General features: G+C 44.4%; 2 protein-coding genes. One reads left to right on the plus strand and one right to left on the minus strand.

The window, feature by feature from the left end:
- On the minus strand, window positions 1–219 hold a 219-nt coding region (locus R7O12_RS26010; protein WP_318126939.1), incomplete at its 3' end, for a patatin-like phospholipase family protein.
- A gap of 235 nt (window positions 220–454) precedes the next feature.
- Between R7O12_RS26010 and dmeF the strand changes: the two genes are divergently transcribed.
- On the plus strand, window positions 455–1,167 hold a 713-nt coding region (dmeF, locus tag R7O12_RS26015; protein ID WP_318126941.1), incomplete at its 3' end, for a CDF family Co(II)/Ni(II) efflux transporter DmeF.

Raw genomic sequence — 1,167 nt, forward strand, 5'->3', positions numbered from 1 at the left:
GAACTCATTTCTTAGGCTGTAATCGAGATAGATTTTTAGGTTTCTGCCCGGCATTTTTGCCAAATAAGCGGCAAGATTACTTGCGCCAGCCGATACGCCCCAAAAGCTGTCGAAGGGAGAAAAGTCCGCAGCTAAAAAATGGTCGAGTATTCCGCAAGAAAATACCCCTCGCATTGCGCCGCCTTCAACAATCAGTGCACGAGAACCTACATGTTCCATCTGCTTATCCGCTTTCTATCTTTTAGTTGAGTAACGGCAGCTTAACGTATAAGCGGCTGATTCCCAAACAAGGCCGCATATGTTCATGCGGGGAGGCATCAGATTGGCCAATCTTGAGTGCAGTGATGAACGCCTTTCTTAGTTTTCCATGTTGACTTTGTTTGATGATCAAACTAAATTTAAATCAAATATTTTGATTGTCAAACAAACTAAGCAATAGGGATATGATTTATCTATGGCAATAGCACAACACACGCACGATTTTGTTTCTCATAACCATAAAGGTGAAAAGCGAACTTTTTATGTTCTCATTCTGACGCTTGTCACTATGGTGGTTGAGATTGCTGCGGGCACGCTTTTTGGCTCTATGGCCTTACTCGCCGATGGATGGCACATGGGCACTCATGCTGCGGCATTTTGCATCACCTTGTTCGCTTATCGCTATGCTAAGCAAAATGCGAACAATGAGCGTTTTTCGTTTGGTACCGGGAAGGTCAGTGTTTTAGGTGGTTTTACGAGCGCGATTGCTTTGGGCATGGTGGCGCTAATGATGATGGTGGAATCCGTTCACCGTTTGTTTAACCCTGAGAGTATTCAATTCAACGAAGCGATTATGGTCGCAGTGATTGGTTTGGTGGTTAACTTATCAAGTATGTTGCTGCTGCATGATCACCATCATCATGATCACGACCACCCACATGATCATAACCATTCGCATGGACACTCGCACGAGCACCAGGACCACAATCTTGCCGCCGCGTATTTTCATGTCTTGGCAGATACCTTAACGTCACTGTTAGCGATCGTCGCACTTATTATTGGTAAGTTTTACGGATGGATTTGGTTAGATGCCATTATGGGGATCGTTGGTGCTTTGGTGATTGGTAAGTGGACTCTCGGTTTGATGAAGCAAACTGCACCAGTCTTATTAGATGAGAACATTAATCA

The organism is Vibrio sp. Vb1574 (assembly GCF_033338675.1).